This is a genomic window from Paenibacillus donghaensis (assembly GCF_002192415.1).
GTDB classification, from domain to species: domain Bacteria; phylum Bacillota; class Bacilli; order Paenibacillales; family Paenibacillaceae; genus Paenibacillus_AQ; species Paenibacillus_AQ donghaensis.
The window spans coordinates 121,750-138,424 of sequence record NZ_CP021780.1; the positions used below are offsets into that span (position 1 = coordinate 121,750).

A 16,675-nucleotide genomic window follows, 5' to 3' on the forward strand; every position below is an offset into this window, starting at 1 on the left:
TAAAGAACTGGACGTTCATTCTCTTGCAGACACTGGCTGGGAGTAAGTCCTTACAGCCGGATCAGCTTATATTCGTAAGCCCCCAGTGTGAGCGGTCCGGCGGAGACGGGCAGGCCGGTAATCGCATCCTCTCCGCTGCGCGGCAAGGTCAGGCTTCCCCCGTTGCCGTCCATATTGACGATCGTCCAGACATCACCCTCTGCACCGCGTCTCGGGCAGACCACCGTACCTGGAGTGACATCGCTGCGCAGGGTAACGCCAGCCTGTGCTGCATAATGGTCAATTAACTTCTGCAGAAGCAGGTCCCCCTCTGTACCGGAGGGCAGAGAACCCAGCATCACGATTGCACCCTTGCCATAAGGCCGCTCGGTCACGAAGGCCAACCCCGGCGTCAAGCCCTCTGTAATTACACCCATTACCTTAGTGCCGTCCTCGCCACTCTCACCGCCTGTACTTGTCCTGTCACTGCTATCCAACTCACCTGCGCCACCCGCACTAATGCCAATCGTATCTAATCCGCTCTCGCCGTCTGCACTTGTACTACCCCCGCTATCCAGCTCACTTGCTCCATCCGTACGAACACCACTAGCCTCCAATCCGACCTCACCCTCCGGCAGCGGCTCAAACACAGCGCTCCACAATGATAAGGGAGCGGATACCCCAAAAGCCTTGCCCACGGTGCCGGTGCCCTCCATCGGGTAGATGTACTTCGTGCGGACGCCCGCGAGCCGCTCCAGCTCGCCGAGTCCGGCCTGCTCGTGGATGGTATGCTCCCCGGTCCGGCCGCCGGTGAGCGGGCCGACAATCCAGATCCCGCCTACGGCGGCGAACTCCAGCGCACGCTGGGTATATTCCGGAGATACATAATGCACAAAAGGGGTGAACAGCAGCTTGTACCCCGTAAGGCTGCCACCTTCCGGCAGCAGGTCACGGTGAAGCCCGAGCTGCAGGATTCTCCGGTAGAAGTCGCCAAGCAGTCCCCGGTAGTTCAATTTGCGGTGCGGCTCGGTGGCGAGAAAGGCTTTGGCCCGGTCGGAATAGGTGATGGCCACCTCAGCCCGGACCGGCCGGGTAGCCAGCATAACCGGCTCAATCGCCCGCCGCGCCTGCTCCGTCTCCAGCACATTGGCATAGCCGACCGCCGGTTCGCCCCAGGCGCTGAGGATGGAACCGTGCGTCTGCTCGCTCCCCGCACGCTGCTGCCGCCACAGCCAGTAGCAGAAAGCACCCGCTCCCAGGGCGTAAGCGGCAACGGCCTCCGCCTTGAGGTATCCATTCGGATGGGGCACGGCATAGCTCTGCAGCGAAGCCGCATAGGATGGAGACGTCTCCATCACCCAGAAATCCTGGCCCGGCTTGAAATTCCGCCACAGGTCACAGTTCAGCAGATAGGCATGCTGGTTCTCCTGGGAGGCGTAGGTATCGTAGGAGGCGAAGTCGAGATGCTTGAACAGCCGCTCATTGTCGACATGAAAAGCGACACTGCTGTTATGCGTAATAGGCGCAGCAGAATAACGCCGGATGATGGCGGCCTGCTCGTCGGCAAATTCGGCCAAGGCCTCCATCGAGAACAGGCGGTACATCGTCTCCAGCGAGGAGTTATGCAGGAACGGAGCGGGGCCGGGCTGAGGCACCTGGTCGAAGCGCTGGTAGGTCTGGCTCCAGACCGCCGTTCCCCAGGCTTCGTTCAGCCTGCCGATAGAGCCGTAACGCCGCTCCAGCCAGCTATGCCAGAGAGTGCGGCAAGTCCCGCACATGCATTCGGACACATGCGCCTTGAATTCGTTGTCCAACTGCCAGGCGATCAGTCCCGGCAGCGGGGCCAGCTTTTGCGCCAGCCGCTCGGTAAGGATCGCCGCCCGCTGGCGGAAATAGGGATGGTTCATGCAGATATGCTGGCGCGCGCCATGTCCCATCACCGTCCCCGAGTGATCCACATAGCAGCGCTCCGGATGTCCGTGGGTAAGCCAGACCGGCGGGGTAGGGGTAGGCGTACACATTACCGTCTCTATGCCGCTTGCGTACAGCTGCTCAATGATCGCCGCGAACAGGCTGATGTCGATCTCATCCTCCGCCGGTTCCACAGCTGCCCAGCAGAACTCGCCGATCCGCACGACATTGATGCCAACCTCACGCATCAGCCGGATGTCCTGCTCCAGCACCGCACGGCTCCAGCATTCGGGATACCATGAGGCCCCGTGAACTAATTTAGGATTCATTTCAGCTCTCCCTTGGCCTGCGTTTATTACTGGAATCATAGGGTGGTGCCTTTTTGCATGCAATAGTAAAGTTTTGCGCCGTTAGTACATTTTGGAATACAGCCTGCTGCAATAGCCCTATCACGCTGTCAAAAAAGTCCGGTTGCCGGAAAAATGGCCCTAAACCATAATAGGAATCGCAGTAAGGGTGATTGGCAGCGGCAGCAGTGCAGCGGCGGACCCCAAGCTGTAAAACAGACTTGGAGGTGAACAGGGTGAAGCACGCAACAGTTCTGGAAGGGCAGGCAGGGATACAGCCGCAGATCAATCTGAACAGGCGGGCCAGCGTATGGAAACGTCTGAAACGCGATAAATGGTTATATATTCTGCTGCTCCCCGGACTCCTTTATTTTCTTGTATTCAAATATGCTCCAATGTGGGGCGTGCTGCTGGCATTTAAGGATTATCAGCCTTTTATCGGATTCTGGAAAAGTGAATGGGTAGGCGTGGAGCATTTCCGCGTGTTCTTCCAGAACCCGGACTTCTTTATGCTGCTGCGCAATACGCTGGTGCTGACGCTGTACAATTTGCTGTTCTTTTTCCCGGCGCCAATTATTCTGGCTCTGCTGCTGAACGAGATTCACCGCTCTTTCTTCAAAAAAACGGTCCAAACGATGATTTACGTGCCGCACTTTATTTCCATGGTCATCGTGGCCAGTATGAGTTATGTATTCCTGACTACGGAGGGCGGCGCTGTCAACGAAATGTTGTATACGCTTACGGGGAGCAAGGTTGATTTCCTCGCCAGTCCGGACTGGTTTCGGCCGCTGATCATCCTGCAGACGATCTGGAAGGAGTGCGGCTGGGGCACGATTATTTTTCTGGCGGCGCTGGCCGGGGTCGACGTGGAGCAATATGAGGCAGCCGTTGTGGATGGAGCCAGCCGCTGGCGGCAGATCTGGCATATTACCCTGCCTGCGATCCGCAGCACGATTATTATTCTCTTGATTCTGCGGATGGGTACAATTCTGGACAATGGCTTCGAGCAGATTTATCTGATGATGAATGCGCTCAACCGCGAGGTAGCAGAAGTCTTCGATACGTATGTATATGCACTCGGGATCACGCAAGGGGCATTCAGCTACAGCACCGCCGTCGGGCTGTTCAAATCGGTGATCGGTGTGACGATGGTGCTGGGAACGAACTGGCTGGCCAAAAAATTCGGACAATCCGGACTGTATTGAGAGGAGCGCTGCCAGCTGTGGCTAAACGATATAAAAGCGCGGGTGAAACCGCATTTGACCTGTTCAACTATCTGTTTCTGGGACTGATTGGCCTTGCCGCCATTCTGCCCTTCCTATTCGTCGTCTCCGGCTCCTTCGCAACCGAAGCGGAGATCACCAAACGGGCGGTGTTTCTGATTCCGTCGACGATTTCATTCGATTCGTATAAGTTCATTTTCTCCACGGATACGATTATGCGCAGTATTGGCGTTTCGATTTATGTTACGGTAATCGGAACGATTGTGAATTTGTTTTTTACCGTGACGATGGCCTATCCAATGTCCAAAAGAAATCTGATGGGGCGCAATCTGATTCTGAATCTGGTCATCTTTACTATGCTGTTCGGAGGCGGAATGATTCCAACCTATCTGATTATCCGCGAGTTGCATTTGCTGGATACGCTGAATGCGTTGATTTTTCCGGCTGCGATCAGTGCCTTTAACCTGATTATTGTCAAAAACTTCTTCCAGGAGCTGCCAGTGGAAATCGAAGAGGCTGCCCGCATCGACGGTTGTGCCGAGCTGGGTATGCTGTGGCGGATTGTGCTGCCGCTGTCGAAGCCGGTGCTGGCTACGTTTACGCTGTTCTATGCAGTGGGCCACTGGAACAATTTCTTCTCGGCCCTGCTGTATATTAATGATCCGAGCAAATGGCCGCTGCAGGTGATGTTGCGTCAGATCGTCATGCTGTCGCAATCCGCCGCCGGTGATCTCAGCTCCATGGACCCCAGCTTCGTGCAGCCGCCGGAGCAGTCGATCAAGATGGCCGTAATTGTGGTGGGAACCCTGCCGATTATGTGCGTCTATCCGTTCCTGCAGAAGCATTTTGCCAAGGGAGTGATGCTCGGCTCCATTAAAGGCTGACCACCGGGAATTCCTTACGAAGCAAGTTTTGAACGAAGTGATTCATAGTAGCATACGCTCACAAAACTTAGGCCTATGCTTACGAAGCAAGTTTTGAACGAAGTGATTCATAGTAGTATACGCTCACAAAACTTTTAGGAGGTTTACAATGATCACACAAAGCAAAGGAAAGCGCTGGATGATACTAGGGGTAGCTGTTATGATGATGGTAAGTATTACCTCAGGCTGTGGCGGCAATGAAGCTGCATCGTCGCCGGAACCGGGCAATAGCAACTCAGCAGCAGGGGGCAACGCGGAAGCTGCGCAACAGCTGACGCTGATGCTGCCTATTTTCAAAACCAATTATCCCAAGGACGGCAGCCCGGTGGCTGCGGAGCTGGAGAAGCTGACGAATACCAAAATCCACTTTGAGTGGGTGCCGAATGCGTCCTATGCCGATAAATTCAACATTACGCTGGCTTCGGGCAAGCTGCCCTCGATTATTTATGTAGGGGATGTTAAGGCCTCCAGTTTTGTAAGCGCAGCCAAGTCGGGGGCGTTCTGGGAGGTAGGGGCGTATCTGAAGGATTATCCGAACCTGAGCCAGGCGAATCCGGTTATTCTGAAGAACTCGGCTATCGAAGGCAAGAATTACGGGCTGTATCGGGGCCGCTCTTTGGGCCGCAACGGGATGGTCTACCGCAAGGATTGGCTGGATAAGGTAGGGCTGCAGGAGCCGAAGACGGTCGATGATTTCTACAATATGCTGACTGCGTTCAAAGAAAAGGACCCTGACGGCAACGGTAAAGCCGATAGCTACGGTATGGTGCTGGTGAAATGGACCGGCCAATGGGCCAGCGGCTTCGACATCATGAAACTATGGTTCGGATCTCCCAATAAATGGGGTGTGGTGGATGGCAAGCTGGTTCCAGAGCATGAATACCCGGAATATGTAGAAGCGCTGAAATTTATGAAGAAGCTCTACGACGAGAAGCTGATCAACTCCGACTTCGCGGTCATGGACAGTGCCAAGTGGACCGATCCCATCGTCAACAATAAGGCCGGAGTCATTATTGATGTAGTGGATGGCGGTGCCCGGATCGACAACCAGATTCATGCCGCTCTTGAAAAAGAAGGCAAAAACAACCCGGATACGCATTACATGGACGTAAACGGAGGGGTGACAGGGCCTGACGGCCAGCTGCATACCCTGCCAACCTCAGGTTATGCCGGCGTGCTGGCCATTCCGAAATCAAGTGTAAAGACCGAAGCTGAGCTGAAACGTGTGCTTGGGTTCCTAGATCAGATTAACAATCCCGATATTCAGACACTACTGACCTTTGGTCTGGAGGGCAGCCATTACAAGGTGGTAGACGGCAATATCGAACGTTCGGAGGACACGGTGCTGTTGGAATCAGAGGTGGAAGGTCTGAACCAGATGTTGGCTTTTATTCCCGAGGATAAAAGTAATAAAGTCAAGGAAACACCGCTGCGGTTGAAGCAGCTGGAGGTGCAGAAAGCCAACGAAGCCAGTATAGTGATCAATCCGGTGGAATCCTTCATCTCCTCAGTGTATTCCCAGAAGGGGTCACAGCTGGATAATGTGATCAACGATGCACGGATTAAATTTATCGTGGGCCATATTGACGAAGCAGAGCTGATGGACGCATTCAAAGTATGGACCAAAACCGGCGGGGATGAGCTGGTCAAGGAAATGAACGAATTGTACGCCAAAGCAAACCAATAGATCTCTTGCGGCTAGCTGTTATCCAGCCGAAGGAGCGTCTGAGAAGCAAAACGAATAAAGGTTCGGTTGCTATTCCAAACTATCAGATTCGGCTGGTGAGAGCATGGAGCAAGGAAAGCGGTCGGGATGGAGACGTTATATGCGCGGCTGGTCAGGTTGGAAAGGCAGATATTACCGCCGGAATCTGATCATAGTGCTGATCGTCTCCGCTATCCCGGGTTTTGTGATCGGAGCACTGGTGTACTGGATGGCCGGCGGGCGGCTGGAAAGCGAGCTGCTGCAGCTGCATAACCGCCAGATTGAGCAAAGGGCGGACAATATTGATGATCAGATGACCAATCTGGAGCTGATGCTGGCCCACTGGGCGTTCGATCCGAAATTCGATTACAGTCTGGATGCCCTGGACTTGACTGTTCATTATGAACGGGCCTGGGATATTACGAAGACGCTGCTAGTGATGCAGGGCTCAAGCACGATGACCAAACGGATGGAGCTGTATCTGTCGGGAAAGACTCCGGTGTTGTTCAACCCCGAATACGGCAGACTTGGCTCAGATGCGGTGTCGGACCAGTATGATAAGCTGCTGCTCACTACGCAGAGCACTTACTGGACCCAGTGGGCCTTCAATCCGGCCCAGCCGCAGCAGAAGGAATTGACGCTGGTCCATCATATTCCCGGCGGAAGCCAGGCGCCATTTGGGGCACTGCTGCTGCGGATGGACACGGAGAAGGTGGCTGCGATGCTGCGGACGATGACCCCCTATAGCAGCGGGGAGACCTTCCTCGTGCAGACCACCGGTGATTTATTCGTATCCGCCGAGGGCAGCACGCGAAGTTCACCGTTCGTCAGCGCTCTGTATCGTGCGATCCAGAGCCGGCACACGGGCGAGAAGCCGTCGTTTCTCTTCAATTGGGAAGATACAACTTATGCCGTAACCTATGGAGGCTTCTCGCGGATCGCCGCGGACTGGCGTTTCGTCTCAGCGTCGCCGATTACAAGCATCACCTCACCGGTGGTGTTTATCTCAAGGCTGATCTTCGCCGTAAGCTCATGTGCCCTGCTGCTGGCGGCACTGCTGTCCTGGTTCGCCAGCCGCAAAATCTATTCGCCGGTGGGCCGTCTGTTTCAGGCGCTTCTGCCCGAACAGGCGGCTGCAGCCGGCCGTGAGGATGAGTTCACTCTGATAGAGCGCCACTGGCAGAACCTGCACTGGGAGAGTGATGCGCTGCAGTACCGGCTGGCCGAGCAACTGCCGCATGTGAAGGAGAGCTTTCTGCACCAGCTGTTTCAGGGGTATCTATACGTCTATTCCGAGCCGGATCTGCAGAGCCGGATGGAGCGCTTCAAATGGGAGGTGCGGGATCATCATTTCATTGTGCTGTACGTGCAGCTTACCGGAATCTCCAGTCTGGAGGGCAAGTTCCGCAACGGGGACGAGAGTCTGGTCTCCTTCGCGGCGGCCAATATTGTTGGGGAGCTGTCTGCCGAATATTTCGAGCAGGCTGATGCGATTAACTTCCATGATTTGACCTTAGGCCTGTTGCTGCTGGTGCCGAAGGACCGTCCGGCGCTGCCGGAGGTGCATGCTTTCAGTGAACAATTGACAGCGACGATCAACAAGATGCTGAAGATGAGGGTGACGGTGGCATTCAGTGCCCCGGTCGCTGGAATTACGGCGATTCCGCTGGCGTATGAAGCCGCCAAGCAGGCGGCCAGCTACCGCCAATTCGCCGGAGAGAATCAGATCATCGATCTGGAGCTGCTGGACCGCGACGGGTTGGACACCCCCGAAACCCAATATTCATTCACCCTGGAGCGCAGTCTGATTCAAGCGCTACGCACGGGGAGGAGGAGGAGGCCTACCGGCTGCTGGAGCAGTTTCTGGATACGCTCTGCGCCGGCGGTGCCAAGGTGATGGATGTGCAGCAGGGCATGCTTCAATTGCTTGGCAGCATTCAGCATGCTGTGATGGACTCCGGTATCCATCCGAACCGGCTGTTCCGCGGCAATAATCTGTACGCGGCGCTCTCACAGATTCATGAGCCGAAGCTGATCCTGGCCTGGTTCCGCGAGAAGGTCGTGGCTCCATTCTTGAAGGAGCTGGCCGAACGTTCCAATGCCGGGATCAAACGTACGATCGAGCTGGCCATGATCTATATTCATGAGCATTATACAGACAGCAATATCTCGCTTGACAGCTGCGCCGGCCATACTGGAACAAGCCCATTTCTGCTTAGCAAGTCGTTTAAGCGGGTGACCGGGACCAACTTCATCGATTATCTGACCGGGCTGCGGCTGGCCAAAGCCAAGGAGCTGCTGCGCGATACGGGCATGCGGATTAATGATGTCGCCAGCCAGGTCGGCTATCAGAACAGCTATTTCAACCGCATCTTCAAGAAGCAGGAGGGCATAACCCCTACGCGTTACCGCGAGCTTAGCCAGAGCGGCGATACCCTTGAAGGGTGAGTTGTTTGCAGACATTAATTTAGTTGCGAAAACGGTTACTACTTAGGACCCCCTTTTTTTTCATGTGTTACTCGTCCGAGCCTGTCATACAACACGACATGGAGGCTAAGCATAACAAATGAAGGCCGTCGCCAGTAACCGGCGCTTAACTTTCAGACTACTAACGGACTCAGGAGCCCCTATGTGCTGTAAAAAGGCTGTTTTGCAGGTTTAACGGACTCAGGAGCCCCTATTCAAGCCAAAACCCACTAGTTAGGGCCTGTTTTGCCGACATAGCGACTATGCGGTCCGTTAGACTCCAAACCAGCACAGGAATGAGGAAATAGTTATAATGAACGAAACCGACATCCCAAGTTTGTTTATTCGTAGGTTACATTTGGAAAAACTGAAAGCAAATAGATCTCAGTATCCAATGCAGAGCTATTAAACAAAAAAGGAGTCGGTTTACTATGAGTATAACCACAAAGTATGTAGGTCTAGACGTATCCAAGTCCAAGATCGCAGTCGCCCTTGCTGACGAAGGCGAACGAGGGGAAGCTCGGTATTGGGGAATGCTGGAACATTCAAAAAGTGCGGTCAGCAAGCTCATGAAACACTTGCAACAGAACGGAGAAGTTCAATTGAATGTCTGCTATGAGGCAGGTCCTACCGGGTATGTCTTGTATCGCTGGTTACTAGAGATGGGCATTGCCTGCACGGTGGTCGCCCCTTCTCTCATTCCCAAGCGTCCCGGAGATCGCATCAAGACCGACAAACGGGATGCCAAACGACTCGCGCAACTCTTTCGCGCAGGTGAACTGACCGCGGTATACACGCCAACCCCTGAAGATGAAGCGCTGCGAGATCTTGTTCGAGCCCGGGAAGATGCCAAAGAAGATCTGACGCGTCATATGCAGCGACTTGGGAAATTTTTGTTACGGTATCAAATTAGCAATCCGAAAAAATCAAAAACCGGCACCTTTGCCCATGAAGAATGGTTGGATACGTTGCGGTTCTCAAACGAATGTCAACGCGTGACCTTCCAGGAGTATCGGCAATCCATCTGGGAAACGAAAGAACGAATCTTGAGATACGAACAAGAAATCGAACAACAGGCAGAAAAAGGAAGTCATTCCCAGCGTCCGCTTATCCAGGCGTTTCAGGCCTTGCGTGGAGTGGCTCTCGTGACGGCGGTGACACTAAGCACAGAGATCATCAGCATTTCCCGATTTGCAAGCGCAGCAGACTTCATGAGTTACTGCGGACTCGTCACCAGTGAGAATTCCTCGGGCGATACGCGTAGACAAGGTCGAATCACGAAGGCGGGCAATGCCCATCTGCGAAGGGTATTGGTGGAAGCCGCCTGGCATTATCGGCATACGCCCGGTGTCCGCAGAAAGTTAAGAGAACGACTGACGGGGTTGCCTGCAGAAGTACAAAGCTTGGCCTGGAGCGCGCAGACCCGGCTGCACAAGAAATATAACGCGCTGTTGTGGAGAGGCAAGACCAAGGGATGTATTGCGGTGGCTGTGGCCCGGGAATTGGCAGGTTTTGTGTGGGCCATCGCCCAGGAAGTGCAGCGGCAGTCCGTAGAGATCCAAGAAGCAGGATAAGGCAACCTCCCAAGAAGGCTGCTTGCACCATTCAGGAGATATCCAATACAGGAAAGGGGGTGATCGGGGAGCGATCATCTTTTACCTCAGAGGCAAAATCAGCAAGGGAAGAGAAAACCCGCGAGAGCTCCTTGAGCGCGATCTGAGCAAGCGGGGTCGTATGCTCGTCAATAGTTAGCGGTAAAGCTCTTCAGTCGGATGTAGAATGTGTGTGAACCCACGGATAACAGATTGCCAACCAGCGAATAGCTTTTGTCTCTGAGCTAAGAAATGATCGCCCCTTCCGTCCCCCTAGGGGAAATGCAGGGAGGTTCTCCCCCTGCACCCCGGATACACGCCGTAGGCGTGTCCAGCAAGCAAGCTTGCCGGACGACTGGAAAGTATGGTAAAGATAGAGCCGCCTGTAAAGAAGAACACTTGACAGGCTCTTGTTGGACTCGTAAAACCAACCAAACAAGAGCCTTTATTTAAATCCGCCCTGGTTCACCATGCAGGCGGGTGACTTGACAGGTTTCGTTCATAACAGGAGCTATACGGTCCGCTAGGACGTGGGTTACCAGAAGGCAGTTTCGCATCTATTTGCTCTGAACATTTCAGGAAACATCCTAAATTCTCGCTGGAACCTAAGTAGTAACCACCTTGGCTATTATTTCGCAAGCAAGCTTGTTTAAACACTATCAGAGCCCGGCGCGTCTCGCGTCTGTTATAAGAAAATCCAACCTTGCAGCAGTTATATTACATGGATACAGAAGATGATTAAAAAGGAGATGGTTGTTATGTCCTCAGCCCTAACGGTCAGCTTGCGCTGGCTGCAGAAACCGCAGCTTGCTGCGGGAGTGACCTGGGGGATTCCCTGGGTCAAGGGGGAGTTGGGCAGCAGAGAGTTGGACCAACTGGAGCTGCTGGTCCCCGGGCAGGAGATACCTCAGCCTATGCAGAGCAGACCCGCAGCCTATTGGCCGGATGGCAGTATCAAATGGTCCACGCATACGGCAGTCTGTGAAGCTGCAGCCCCGCTGAATTATCGAGTCGCCAGAAATGGTGGGCGGGTGGTACGTTCGGAGTGTGAGCAGCAACTTCAGGAGCAAGAACAAGAAAAGGGGCAGGAGCAACAACGGCAAGGGCAGCAACGGCAAGAGCAGAACGAGCAGCAAGGGCAGCAAGAGCAGCGACAGCAACAACTAGAGCATGGACAGAAACAACTAGAGCATGGACTGCAACATAAGGAGCAAGAGAAAGAGCAAAAGCATCAGCAACGCCTGCCCGACGGGCAAATAGCTGTAGAAGAGACGGCAGACGCGTTCATTGTGAATACAGGCGTCATCGTATGCACAGTAAACAAGCAGGGCAGCGGTCTGATCCGCAGCATTGTCCGCACCTCTCCGTCTTCTACACCGGAAAGTACGGAAATCTGCAGCAGAGGCGAACTGGTCTGCATCCGCGAGCAGCGCGTAGAGGGAGCAGAGGCGGTGGTCGTGCGGCAGGAGCCGTTCACAGGCCATACGATGAAGGCGGTGCTGGAGCAGGACGGACCGCTGCAGGCCGTGGTGAAGCTGGAGGGGCTGCACCGCTTGGATGCGAGCGGGCGCGAAGGGCAGCGCCGCATTGGGAAGCGTGAAGAGCAATACCGTACTATCGAGCAGCAAGAGCAACACCTCCCCAGCGAGGACCAGCCGCAATGGCTTCCTTATACGTTGCGGCTCTATTTCCATGCCGGGCTGGATTCGATCCGGCTCGTGCATACGTTTCATTATGACGGAGATCCGCAGCAGGATTTCATCCGCGGGCTGGGGATTGTTTTTGAGGTGCCGCAGCGCGGTCCTGCATACAACCGCCATGTGCGCTTCGCCGGAGATAGCGGAATCTTCAGCGAGTCGCCGAAGACGCTGCATACGCGACGGACCCAGGGCAAATACCGTGAATGGTTCAAAGATCAGGTGGAAGGCCGCACGGTTGAGTTCGACCCGGAAGAGGATGCGTATTTCCTCGGACTGCTCGAAGATTCGGCGACCTGGAACAGCTTCAAGCTGGTGCAGGATTCGTCCGAGCACTACGCCATTCATAAGCGTACGGAAGCGGGCTGTACCTGGATTAAAGCGGCGGAGGGACGGCGTGCCGGAGGCCTGGGATATGTCGGTTCAGCAGGCGGCGGGCTGGCCGTGGGTATGCCGAATTTCTGGCGCAAGCACCCGTCGGGCCTGGAGGTGGACTTCATGGCTGCGGAAGCGGCGCTGTTCACCGCCTGGTTCTGGTCGCCGGACGCGGCTGTCATGGACCTGCGCCATTACGATACCCGCACCCATGTGGAGTCCTCCTACGAAGGTGCGGAGGAGCTGCGGGCCACGCCTTACGGCATCGCCAATACCAGCGAGCTGATGATATGGTGCACCGCGCAGACCCCGGGAACGGAGCTGCTGCTCGCCATGCAGGAACAAGCAGAGCAGCCTGCCCGGCTGGTATGTGAGCCGGAATATTACCATCTGGCGGGTGCTTTTGGCATCTGGAGCCTGCCGGACCGCAGCCATCCAGCCGCAGCTGCACTGGAAGATAAACTCGACGGCATTATCACCTTCTACCAGCAGGAGGTGGAACAGCGGAAGTGGTACGGCTACTGGGATTACGGCGATTTCATGCACAGCTATGATCCGGTCCGCCATGTCTGGAATTATGACCTCGGCGGCTGTGCCTGGCAGAACGGTGAGCTGGTTCCGCAGATGTGGCTGTGGCTGACCTTCCTGCGCACCGGCCGCAGCGATGTGTTCGCGATGGCGGAAGCCATGACCCGGCATACCAGCGAGGTCGACGCCTACCATTTCGGTGAATATGCCGGGCTGGGCTCCAGGCACAATGTAGTGCACTGGGGTTGTGGCTGCAAGGAAGCCCGTATCGCGATGGCCGGTCTGCACCGCTACTATTATTATCTAACCGGGGACGAGCGGATCGGCGACATTATGGATGCTGCCAAGGATGCCGATTATGCCACTGCTACCCTTGATCCGATGCGCGCTTATTTTCCGCCGGATGAATTCCCTACGCATGTGCGGGTGGGACCGGACTGGGCGGCGTTCAGCTCCAATTGGCTGACCCGCTGGGAACGGATGCAGGATACCGCCTACCGCGACAAAATCATCACAGGCATCAACTGCATCAAAGCGGCGAAGCTGCGGCTGTTGTCGGGGCCCACGTATGGCTATGACCCGCAGACCGGCATTCTTACGGGGATGGGGGATGACAACTGGGGCCGCCATCTGGCGATCAGCATGGGCGGGCCGCAGGTGTGGTTCGAGCTGGCCGAGATGCTGGAGGACCCGGAATGGAACGATATGCTGGCCGAGTTCGGTGTATTCTATAATCTGCCGCAGGAGGAGAAGGATCTGCTGAGCGGCGGATTGATTACCGGCAAGCTGCGGTTTGAGCATCCTGTGCTCAGTGTGGGCATCGCTGCTTACGGGGCTTATTACCTCAAGGATCAGGCCACCGCAGAACGCTGCTGGTCGATTCTGCTTGATAATCCGTTTGCGCTGGTGAACCTGCAGCAGGAAGCCTCCAGGGTCACGTATGTGGCGGAGCTGGATGAGATCGACTGGATCAACACTAATGAAGCATCCCAGTGGTCGCTGAATACGATCATCGCGCTGCAGCTGATCCCAGAGGCTTTGCCCCGATAGGAGGTGGTCTTATGAATGAACCAGCCAGAGAACAACTGATCCCCCAAGGCTTGCGGAAGCTCTACCAGAATCCGCTGGCTTCTCCAGAAGATGTGGCCGGATTCCGGCTGGAGGGGGAAGGCGCGCTTACGTTCCCAATGAAGCGGCTGAGGCTGGAGAGCACACGGAGCGCCGAAGAAGGGCAGAAGGCCAATCTGGTGCTTTGGTGCCCCGAGACATTCCCCGGCGACCTTGCGGTCTCCTGGGAGTTCCGCCCGCTGAAGGAGCCGGGGCTGGCCATTTTGTTCTTCGCCGCGCAGGGCGCAGGCGGCAAGGATCTGTTCGATCCCTCGCTTCCGCGCCGCACCGGCGAATATGAGCAGTACCATCACGGGTCGATGGACGCTTTTCACATCTCTTATTTCCGCCGGATGTGGACCGAAGAGCGTCAATTCCACACCTGTAATCTGCGCAAAAGCTATGGCTTTCATCTGGTCGCCCAAGGAGCGGACCCGCTGCCCGATGTTCCCGATATGAACGGACCATACCGGATGCTGGTGCTGAAGCAAGGCGCGCGTGTTACCTTCGCCATCAATGGACTGGTGTTGTTCACCTGGGAAGACGACGGCAGCAGTTATGGCCCGCTGCTGGCAGGGGGCCGGATCGGCTTCCGCCAGATGGCGCCGCTGATTGCCGAATATGGGGATTTGGTTGTATATGGAGAGTAGGGCAGCAGGCGGCAGCCGGTTGTCGGAAGAAGGAGCGAGATCACATATGCCTAATATTTATTATTGTTTCCCGCAAGGCAAGCACAAGGTGCTGACCATGAGCTATGACGACGGCAGAAGAGCAGACGAACGGCTGGTACAGCTATTTAACCGCAATGGAATCCGCGGGACCTTTCATCTGAATTCCGGTCTGCTTGGTGAAGGCGACCGGATTGCAGCTGAGGAGGTTGCTGACCTTTACGCAGGCCATGAGGTGTCGGCACATACCAGCCATCACCCTACATTGGCCCGCTGCCCACTGGAGCAGATTGTCGATGAGATTATGGAGGACCGCAAAGGGCTGGAACGTCTGCTTAAGGTTCCGGTGCGCGGCATGTCCTATCCGAATGGTTCGTTCAACACGGCGATCAAGCAGCTGCTGCCTTCGTTGGGCATTGAATATGCCAGAGCGGTGCAGACCACCGGCAGCTTCGCCATACCGGAAGACTATCTGGAATGGCGGGGCACCTGCCATCATAATGACCGCCTGCTGGAGCATGCAGAGACGTTCAAGGGGCTGCATAAGCGGCAGTACCTGTATATGATGTACGTCTGGGGTCACAGCTATGAATTCGATAACGATAATAACTGGGACCTGATGGAACGTTTCTGTGAGCAGCTGGGTGGTCAGGATGACATCTGGTATGCGACCAATATCGAAATTTATAACTACATGAAGGCTTGCGAGCGGCTGGTGTTCTCGGCGGCGCGGGATTTCGTCTATAATCCGGGTGCGGCCACGCTCTGGATGGAGGTTGGCGGCAGCGCGGTGGAGATTCCCGGTGGCGTTACCGTGGAATTGTCCTAAGCAGGTCTGTAGACATTAGTCAGTAGACAGGAGGCATAATTTAAGCTTATGCATAATCAAAATCAACTGAGATCACCTTTCCCTTTGGCAGCGATCGATATTTCCGCCGCCGGTCCACGCTGCAAAATGCTGCTGGGCGACCTGAACGGAGACGGCCGGGCAGAGCTGCTGCTGGTGCAGCCGGATAACCGCCAGGATGTGCGGTATATTCCTCATCAGGTGCAGTGTCTCACCGCTTTTGATCTGGACGGCAGGCTGTTATGGCAGACCGGAACTCCTGATCCAGGAGCGGGCAGCCAAGGCTCGGATTATCCGGCCCAGCTCTGTGACATCGACGGCGATGGCAGGCTGGAGGTGCTGTGTGTCATGGATGGGCGCTTCCAGATTCTCGACGGTGCGACGGGCAGTCTGAAGGCTGTGCACGATCTGCCTGCTCCCCATGCCCATGACTGCATCATTATTGCCAATCTGAGCGGCGGCAGCCAGGCGAGGGATATCATTCTCAAAGACCGTTATCATCAGCTATGGGCGATGGACCAGGATTTCAAGCTGCTGTGGACGCATAAAGGCAATGTGGGGCATTTCCCCTGGGTGCATGATCTGAATGGCGATCATCATGACGAGGTGATGGCCGGGTATGATCTGCTGGATCACAACGGGAAGCTGCAATGGAGCTGCCGTGATCTGGAGGATCATGCGGACTGCATCTGGGCCGGAGACGTGAACGGCGACGGGCTGCCGGAGCTGGTAATCGGCGGCAGCGTGACCGTGATGTATGACCGGGATGGCCAGGAGCTGTGGCGTTATGCAGGCTCAATCGAGTCGCAGCACCTGGCGCTGGGCCGGTTCAGGCCAGACCTTCCGGGTCTGCAGGTCGCGGGGCTGGACCGGATGGTCCGCGAGGATGACGGCAAAGGGCTGAAGGGCAAGGACGCCTTGTTCCTGCTGGACAATGAAGGCCGGGAGCTGTGGAAGGAGGAACGCACCACTTCCGGCTGGCTGACCATAGTGGAGACGTTCAGCCACTGGACGCCGGACGCGCCGGATTACATCCTCGCTTACCGCCGGGGCGGGGGTGTTCTTCCGGCACTCTATGACGGCCATATGCAGATTGTGGCCCAATTTCCTGAGGAAGGTTACGTTGTCCACGCCGATCTGCTCGGCTGCGGCACAGAGCAGGCGGTGATCTATACCGATGAGACAGCTACGATATACGCCAGCGAACCGCTGGAACTGGCCGCTAGATCAGGTGGCCCGTTGCCCCAGTCTAAAAGGTTGTACAGCTCCACGCTGTATCCGGGCGGCGAGATCACAGTGTGAGGGAG

Annotated in this window: 11 protein-coding genes; 10 read left to right on the forward strand and 1 reads right to left on the reverse strand. The window is 55.6% G+C overall.

Translation table 11 applies throughout. The annotated features are described in order from the left end of the window. Positions 1 to 50: 50 nt before the first annotated feature. The gene (locus tag B9T62_RS00560) at positions 51 to 2,219 is read right to left on the reverse strand and encodes a beta-galactosidase (protein ID WP_087913498.1); all 2,169 of its coding nucleotides are present in this window, start codon (positions 2,217 to 2,219) and stop codon (positions 51 to 53) included. A 290-nt stretch (positions 2,220 to 2,509) separates the two neighbouring features. Between B9T62_RS00560 and B9T62_RS00565 the strand changes: the two genes are divergently transcribed. The 10 genes from B9T62_RS00565 to B9T62_RS00605 all read left to right on the forward strand — a co-directional run bounded on the left by B9T62_RS00565 (position 2,510) and on the right by B9T62_RS00605 (position 16,670). After that, on the forward strand, positions 2,510 to 3,442 hold the full coding sequence (locus B9T62_RS00565) for an ABC transporter permease (RefSeq protein ID WP_245864742.1): 933 nt from the start codon (positions 2,510 to 2,512) through the stop codon (positions 3,440 to 3,442). A gap of 17 nt (positions 3,443 to 3,459) precedes the next feature. Next, positions 3,460 to 4,344, forward strand: a complete 885-nt coding sequence (locus tag B9T62_RS00570; RefSeq protein ID WP_087913499.1) for a carbohydrate ABC transporter permease — start codon at positions 3,460 to 3,462, stop codon at positions 4,342 to 4,344. 148 nt (positions 4,345 to 4,492) lie between these two features. Continuing rightward, a complete protein-coding gene (locus tag B9T62_RS00575; protein ID WP_087913500.1) occupies positions 4,493 to 6,070 on the forward strand; it encodes an extracellular solute-binding protein in 1,578 nt (525 codons plus the stop codon). Positions 6,071 to 6,173: 103 nt separating this feature from the next. Beyond that, positions 6,174 to 7,985: a cache domain-containing protein gene (locus B9T62_RS00580; protein WP_245864288.1), complete on the forward strand. Its 1,812-nt coding sequence runs from the start codon at positions 6,174 to 6,176 to the stop codon at positions 7,983 to 7,985. After that, positions 7,985 to 8,536 (forward strand): helix-turn-helix transcriptional regulator, encoded by a 552-nt coding sequence (locus tag B9T62_RS40370; protein WP_245864744.1) that lies wholly within the window; start codon positions 7,985 to 7,987, stop codon positions 8,534 to 8,536. Before B9T62_RS00580 ends, B9T62_RS40370 begins: the two co-directional genes overlap by 1 nt. 449 nt (positions 8,537 to 8,985) lie before the next feature. Further along, entirely contained in the window at positions 8,986 to 10,128 is a 1,143-nt protein-coding gene (locus tag B9T62_RS00585; protein ID WP_087913501.1) for an IS110 family RNA-guided transposase, read from the forward strand. 776 nt (positions 10,129 to 10,904) lie between these two features. Beyond that, positions 10,905 to 13,796 carry an exo-rhamnogalacturonan lyase family protein gene (locus tag B9T62_RS00590; RefSeq protein WP_245864289.1) on the forward strand — a complete coding sequence of 964 codons (2,892 nt, stop codon included), beginning with the start codon at positions 10,905 to 10,907 and terminating at the stop codon, positions 13,794 to 13,796. 11 nt (positions 13,797 to 13,807) lie between these two features. Then, positions 13,808 to 14,503, forward strand: a complete 696-nt coding sequence (locus B9T62_RS00595; RefSeq protein WP_087913502.1) for a DUF1961 family protein — start codon at positions 13,808 to 13,810, stop codon at positions 14,501 to 14,503. Positions 14,504 to 14,549: 46 nt separating this feature from the next. Next, complete coding sequence (locus B9T62_RS00600; RefSeq protein ID WP_087913503.1) at positions 14,550 to 15,350, forward strand: polysaccharide deacetylase family protein; 801 nt, start codon at positions 14,550 to 14,552, stop codon at positions 15,348 to 15,350. Between the two features lie 48 nt (positions 15,351 to 15,398). Continuing rightward, entirely contained in the window at positions 15,399 to 16,670 is a 1,272-nt protein-coding gene (locus B9T62_RS00605; protein WP_087913504.1) for an FG-GAP-like repeat-containing protein, read from the forward strand. The last annotated feature ends 5 nt before the right edge of the window (positions 16,671 to 16,675 follow it).